Raw genomic sequence first — 5555 nt, 5'->3', positions numbered from 1 at the left:
TGCCGAGATCTTGCCCCAGACCTCCTTCGACGCCTGCATCTTGCGGGCGATCTTGTCGGTCCACTGGTGCGGGACGTGGCAGTCCGGGCAGCTGGCGCGCACGCCCGACCGGTTGGTGAAGTGGATGGTCTGCTTCAGCTCCTCATAGGGATTGTCCCGCATCTCGTGGCAGCTGATGCAGAAGGCTTCCTTGTTGGTGGCCTCCAGGGCGGTGTTGAAGCCGCCCCAGAAGACGACGCCGGCGATGAAGCCGCCCAGCGTCAGGAAGCCCAGGCCGAAATGGACGCTGGGGCGGGCGAAGAGCCGCCACAGGCACAGCACTGCGTCGCGGATTTTCATTTCTGGCCGCCTTGGGCATGGCCCAGGACCGAGTCGAAGTCTTGGAAGCTGTTGGGAACGATCGGCTGGGCGTCGGTCTGCGGCACATGGCACTGGGTGCAGAAGTAGCGGCGCGCCGCCACCGTGCCCAGCGTCTGGCCGTCACGGTCCTGGAAATGGGTGACCGACAGCATCGGCGCCTGCGAGCCGGCCGTGTTGCGGCGGTCGTGGCAGGTCAGGCACTTGTTGATGTTCAGGTCGATCTGATAGTCGCGGATGGCATGGGGGATCAGCGGCGGCTGGTCGGCGTAGTTGCGCACGCGCTTCTGGTCGTCGGTGATCTCGCGGTGGGTCGCCTCGGCCGGGACATCCAGCGTGATCGGGTGGTTGGTGGAGGGGACCTTGATCCCCCCCACGGTGCCGGTGGCGTTGGCGGCAGGCTTGTCGGCGGCCACGCCGCTGGTGGCGACGCCGATGGTCAGGGCCGGGATGCCGGCCAGCAGGGCCAGCGCGGCGATCAGGAAACGGGTCTTCATGATGCCGGCACTCCTCAGGCGTTCGCGACGGGCGTGATCTTGACCGCGCATTTCTTGTAGTCGGTCTGCTTGCTGATCGGATCGGTGGCGTCGAGCGTCACCTTGTTGATGAGGACCGTCTGGTCGAAGAAGGGGACGAAGACCAGACCGCGCGGCGGCTTGTTGCGCCCGCGCGTCTCGACCCGCACCCGCACCTCGCCGCGCCGCGAGGTGACACGGACTTCCTGGCCGCGCCGGACGTTCAGCTCCTTGGCGTCGTCGGGGTGCATGAACACCACGGCGTTGGGGAAGGCCTTGCGCAGTTCGGGAACCCGCATGGTCATCGACCCGCTGTGCCAATGCTCGATCACGCGGCCGGTCGACAGCCAGAACGGATAGTCGGCGTCGGGCGCCTCGGCCGGCGGCTCGTAGGGCAGGGCGAAGACATTGGCCTTGCCGTCCTTGTTGCCGTAGAAGCGCATGCCCTCGCCCGCCTTGACATACGGGTCGGATCCCTCGCGGTAGCGCCACTTGGTCTCCCTGCCGTCCACCACCGGCCAGCGCAGGCCGCGTTCCTGGTGGTATTGCTCGAAGGGCGCCAGATCGTGGCCGTGGCCGCGCCCGAAGGAGGCATACTCCTCGAACAGCCCCTTCTGGACGTAGAAGCCGGCGTCCTTGGCCTCCTGGTTGTTGTAATTCGGGTCGAGGTCGGACAGCGGGAAGCGGTCGACCTGACCGTTGCGGAACAGCACCTCGTACAGCGTCTTGCCGCGCAGTTCCGGCTTCTTGTTCAGGAGATCCTCCGGCCACACCTCCTCGATGCGGAAGCGCTTGGAGAACTCCATCATCTGCCACAGGTCGGAGCGCGCGCCGTCCGGCGCATCGACCAGCTGGCGCCACAGCTGGGTGCGGCGCTCGGCGTTGCCATAGCCGCCCTCCTTCTCCACCCACATGGCGGTGGGCAGGATCAGGTCGGCGGCCAGCGCCGTGACGGTCGGGTAGGGGTCGGAGACGACGATGAAGTTTTCCGGGTTGCGGTAGCCGGGGAAGGTCTCCTTCGCCGTGTTCGGGGCCGTCTGCATGTTGTTGTTGCACATGACCCAGTAGGCGTTGAGCTTGCCGTCCTTCAGCATGCGGTCCTGCTGGACGGCGTGGTAGCCGATCTTGTCGGGGATGGTCCCCTCCGGCAGCTTCCAGATTTCCTCGGCGTGGCGGCGGTGCTCGGGGTTGGTCACCACCATGTCGGCCGGCAGCCGGTGGGAGAAGGTGCCGACCTCGCGCGCGGTGCCGCAGGCGGACGGCTGGCCGGTCAGCGAGAAGGGACCGCAGCCGGGCTGGGAAATCTTTCCGGTCAGCAGATGGATATTGTAGCAGAGGTTGTTGGCCCAGACGCCGCGCACATGCTGGTTGAAGCCCATGGTCCAGAAGGAGACGACCTTCACCTTGGGATCGGCATACAGCTCGGCCAGCGCCTCCAGCCGGTTCTTCGGCACGCCCGACAGCTCATGCGCCTTGTCCAGCGTGTAGGGTTCGACGAATTTGGCGAATTCCTCGAAGCTGATCGGGTCGGAGTCATTGGCCTTGTCGGCGTTCTTCGCCTTCTTCTCCAAGGGGTTGTCGGGACGCAGGCCATAGCCGATGTCGTCGCGGCCGCGCTTGAAGTTGCAGTGCTTCTCGACGAACTCCTTGTTCACCCGGCCGGTCTTGATGATGTGGTTGGCGATGTAGTTCAGGATCGCCAGATCGGAGCCGGGGGTGAAGACCAGCCCGATGTCGGCAAGGTCGAAGCTGCGGTGCTCGTAGGTCGACAGGACCGCGACCTTGCAGCCGGGATGGCTGAGGCGGCGGTCGGTGACGCGCGTCCACAGGATGGGGTGCATCTCCGCCATGTTGGAGCCCCACAGCACGAAGGCGTCGGCCTGCTCCATGTCGTCGTAGCAGCCCATCGGCTCGTCCATGCCGAAGGTGCGCATGAAGCCGGCCACCGCCGACGCCATGCAGTGGCGGGCGTTCGGGTCGAGGTTGTTGGAGCGCAGGCCGGCCTTCATCAGTTTTGAGGCGGCATAGCCCTCATAGATGGTCCACTGGCCGGAACCGAACATGCCGACGGCAGTCGGACCCTTCTTCCTCAGGGTCTCCTTCCACTTCTCGGCCATGATGTCGAAGGCGGCGTCCCAGCCGATCGGCGTGAACTCGCCCTCCTTGTCGAACTTCCCGTCCTTCATGCGCAGAAGCGGCTGGTTCAGCCGGTCCTCGCCATACATGATCTTGGACAGGAAATAGCCCTTCACGCAGTTCAGGCCGCGGTTCACCTCTGCCTTCACGTCACCGTGGGTGGCGACGACGCGGCCGTCCTTGACGCCGACCATCACGCCGCAGCCGGTGCCGCAGAAGCGGCAGGGGGCTTTGGACCAGGTCAGCTTGGCGCCTTCGCCGGTCAGGATGTTGGCGGCGGAGGCGGGCAGCGAAATTCCGGCCGCCGCGGCGGCGGCAGCGGCGGCTTGCGCCTTCAGGTAATCGCGGCGGGACAGAAACATGCGGGGAACTCCAGTTCCGGAGGGAATTCGGTCGGGAATGGGCGGATGCGGCGCGCCGGCAGGACACCATTCAGTCGGTGCCGTCAGGCTGCGTCGATCGCGTCCGCGGGTTCGTAATGGTGGTAGACCATGGTGGTGGTGTGGACGCCGGGGATGGCGTTCAGCAGGGCAATGCGGTCCACCACCTCTGCGGCGCTGGCGGTGATCAGCGTCACCACCGCCTTGCCGTTCTCCGCCGCGCACCACTCCAGCCCGGCGACCGATGCCGCCGCCTCGCGCAGCGCGTCGGTGCGGTCGGGGCTGTGCTGGATGACGAGGCTGGAGATATGGACTTCGGGGGCGCGGGGCATGACGGTCCTCGGGGGCGGGAACTCAGTGGGTGAGGATCTGGTACATCCAGATCGAGAAGCCGTAGGCCGCGACGGTGCCGACCGCGATCACCGGCCAGACCAGCACCGCCAGCCACAGGAACATCAGCCCTTCGGCCCGGCGGGTCGGGGCCGGCGCGGAGTCGGTCGCCTTCCGGTCGGACGGATGGGACAGGACGGGGGAGGTCATGGGCCTCATGGCGGCACTCTCGGTCGGAGCGGGAATGGTTTGAGCCGGCCCCGGACATCAACCCTTTCGGATAGTCCTTAGGTACCGGTCTTTGGTCCTTAGTATCGGTACTTTCCGATGGGCTGGAATTGACACAGGTCAAGCGGGGTCGTTTGCGCCCTGTGGCGGAATGGTGCCTTTCGCCGTGCGGGCTTGGCGGCTCCGGCTGCGCTAGACTGCTGCGGATGTCGTCACGGGACGCCTTCAGGTCGGGAATGGATTGGGTCATGGATTTGCTGCGCTCTTACTGGTCGCCGGCCGAACTGGCGACCAATGGGCTGATTTTGCTTCATCTTTTGGGAGCTTTGGCGGTCGGGCTGCTGCTGGGGTACGAGCGCAGCTATCATGGGCGGGCCGCCGGGATGCGAACCTACGGGCTGGTTTGTCTGGCGTCGGCCGCGCTGACGGTGATCAATGCCTATCCGTCCATGTGGTATGGCGGCATTGGGACGCAGGGGGGCGCGCACGGGGTGGTCGCGACCGGCGATCCGACGCGGGTGATCCAGGGCATCGTCACCGGCATCGGTTTTCTCGGCGCCGGGGTGATCATGCGCGAGGGGCTGTCGATCCGCGGCCTGTCCACCGCAGCCTCGATCTGGGCGACCTCCGCCATCGGCATCACCATCGGACTTGGCTTCTATGCGGTGGCCATTGCGGCCGCGGCGCTGAGCATCCTGGTGATGAGCCTGCTGAGGCCGCTCGAACGGTTGCTGCCCCACCAGTCGGTGGTCCACCTGACGCTGGTCTTCCCCCGCGACAAGGCGCCGCCGCCGGAGGAATTGCGGGCGCAGGCCAGGACGCACGGGTTCGAGGTCGTCGACTGGGCCTTCCATCTTGCCAACGGCAGCGGTCAGTTCGAGTGCCAGCTGGTGCTGCAGGGGAAGGGCGATCCCGACCCGATGGCGCTGGTCGGCGCCCTTGCATCGACCGACACCGTGGTGGAGTTCAAGCTGTCGCCGTCACGCATCTGACGCGGGTAGAGGAGCGTAAGGACGAAATGCATACCGACTTAATCTTTTCCTAAAACTTTAGCTTTATCGATCCCTCGCGATGACCAAGGACGCGAACGACCGCGGGTATGGAGAAGACCGACTGCCGTCCCGACGGAACGGCAGCGGCCGGTCCAATGAAGCTCTCGCGGCGGCGCCCTTTCCCGGTCTTTGCCGGGTGGCGGGGCTGATCGTCCTGTTCTTGGCGATTCTGCTATGGTTGCCAGGCAGCGCGATCGCGGCGGGTCCGGGGATCGAACCGTTGCGGCTGGGGCCATCCACCGCCGACGCCGGTTTGGCCGGTCATTTCGGTCTGCTGATCGATTCCAGCCGCAAGCTCGACCTGGCTGCCGTCCTGAAGGCCGATGCCGATGGACGGCTGGAGCCACAGAAGGATTTCCGTGGTGCCGGACAGACCCGCGATATCCACTGGTATCGGTTCGATCTGATCCGCGAGCCCGGCGCTCCCGCCGACTGGATGCTGGAGATGGGCGAAGCCTATATCGACTTGCAATTCCAAATCGCCGACATCTACGGGAATGCGGCGGCTGGCGACTCGCCCCTCGAAATTTCGGTGCTGCCGCTCTACAGCGATCCGC

General features: G+C 65.8%; 7 protein-coding genes. 2 read left to right on the top strand and 5 right to left on the bottom strand.

Translation table 11 applies throughout. The features are described from left to right. The 5 genes from I71_RS33995 to I71_RS33975 form a co-directional block, all read right to left on the bottom strand. Nucleotides 1–339, bottom strand: a 339-nt coding sequence (locus I71_RS33995) for a NapC/NirT family cytochrome c (protein WP_199902330.1), incomplete at its 3' end; no start/stop codon positions are given. Next, complete coding sequence (locus I71_RS33990; RefSeq protein WP_049976473.1) at nucleotides 336–854, bottom strand: nitrate reductase cytochrome c-type subunit; 519 nt, start codon at nucleotides 852–854, stop codon at nucleotides 336–338. The genes I71_RS33990 and I71_RS33995, both read right to left, overlap by 4 nt. A gap of 14 nt (nucleotides 855–868) precedes the next feature. Then, on the bottom strand, nucleotides 869–3370 hold the full coding sequence (gene napA, locus I71_RS33985) for a nitrate reductase catalytic subunit NapA (protein WP_042704692.1): 2502 nt from the start codon (nucleotides 3368–3370) through the stop codon (nucleotides 869–871). Nucleotides 3371–3453: 83 nt separating this feature from the next. Continuing rightward, complete coding sequence (locus tag I71_RS33980) at nucleotides 3454–3720, bottom strand: chaperone NapD (protein ID WP_042704690.1); 267 nt, start codon at nucleotides 3718–3720, stop codon at nucleotides 3454–3456. Between the two features lie 22 nt (nucleotides 3721–3742). After that, complete coding sequence (locus I71_RS33975; protein WP_042704688.1) at nucleotides 3743–3937, bottom strand: periplasmic nitrate reductase, NapE protein; 195 nt, start codon at nucleotides 3935–3937, stop codon at nucleotides 3743–3745. A 257-nt stretch (nucleotides 3938–4194) separates the two neighbouring features. Here I71_RS33975 and I71_RS33970 point away from each other — a divergent pair, with 257 nt between their 5' ends. After that, on the top strand, nucleotides 4195–4938 hold the full coding sequence (locus I71_RS33970; protein ID WP_042704687.1) for an MgtC/SapB family protein: 744 nt from the start codon (nucleotides 4195–4197) through the stop codon (nucleotides 4936–4938). 79 nt (nucleotides 4939–5017) lie between these two features. Beyond that, on the top strand, nucleotides 5018–5555 hold a 538-nt coding region (locus I71_RS33965; RefSeq protein WP_042704685.1), incomplete at its 3' end, for a 7TM-DISM domain-containing protein.

This window comes from Azospirillum sp. B506 (assembly GCF_000333595.1).
GTDB lineage: Bacteria > Pseudomonadota > Alphaproteobacteria > Azospirillales > Azospirillaceae > Azospirillum.
This window is presented reverse-complemented; position numbering and strand designations above follow the sequence as displayed.

Coding starts and splice junctions, on each gene's coding strand:
- I71_RS33980 (WP_042704690.1), bottom strand. CDS start 3,720: ATGCCCCGCGCCCCCGAAGTCCATATCTCCAGCCTCGTCATCCAGCAC.
- I71_RS33970 (WP_042704687.1), top strand. CDS start 4,195: ATGGATTTGCTGCGCTCTTACTGGTCGCCGGCCGAACTGGCGACCAAT.
- I71_RS33975 (WP_042704688.1), bottom strand. CDS start 3,937: ATGAGGCCCATGACCTCCCCCGTCCTGTCCCATCCGTCCGACCGGAAG.
- napA (WP_042704692.1), bottom strand. CDS start 3,370: ATGTTTCTGTCCCGCCGCGATTACCTGAAGGCGCAAGCCGCCGCTGCC.
- I71_RS33990 (WP_049976473.1), bottom strand. CDS start 854: ATGAAGACCCGTTTCCTGATCGCCGCGCTGGCCCTGCTGGCCGGCATC.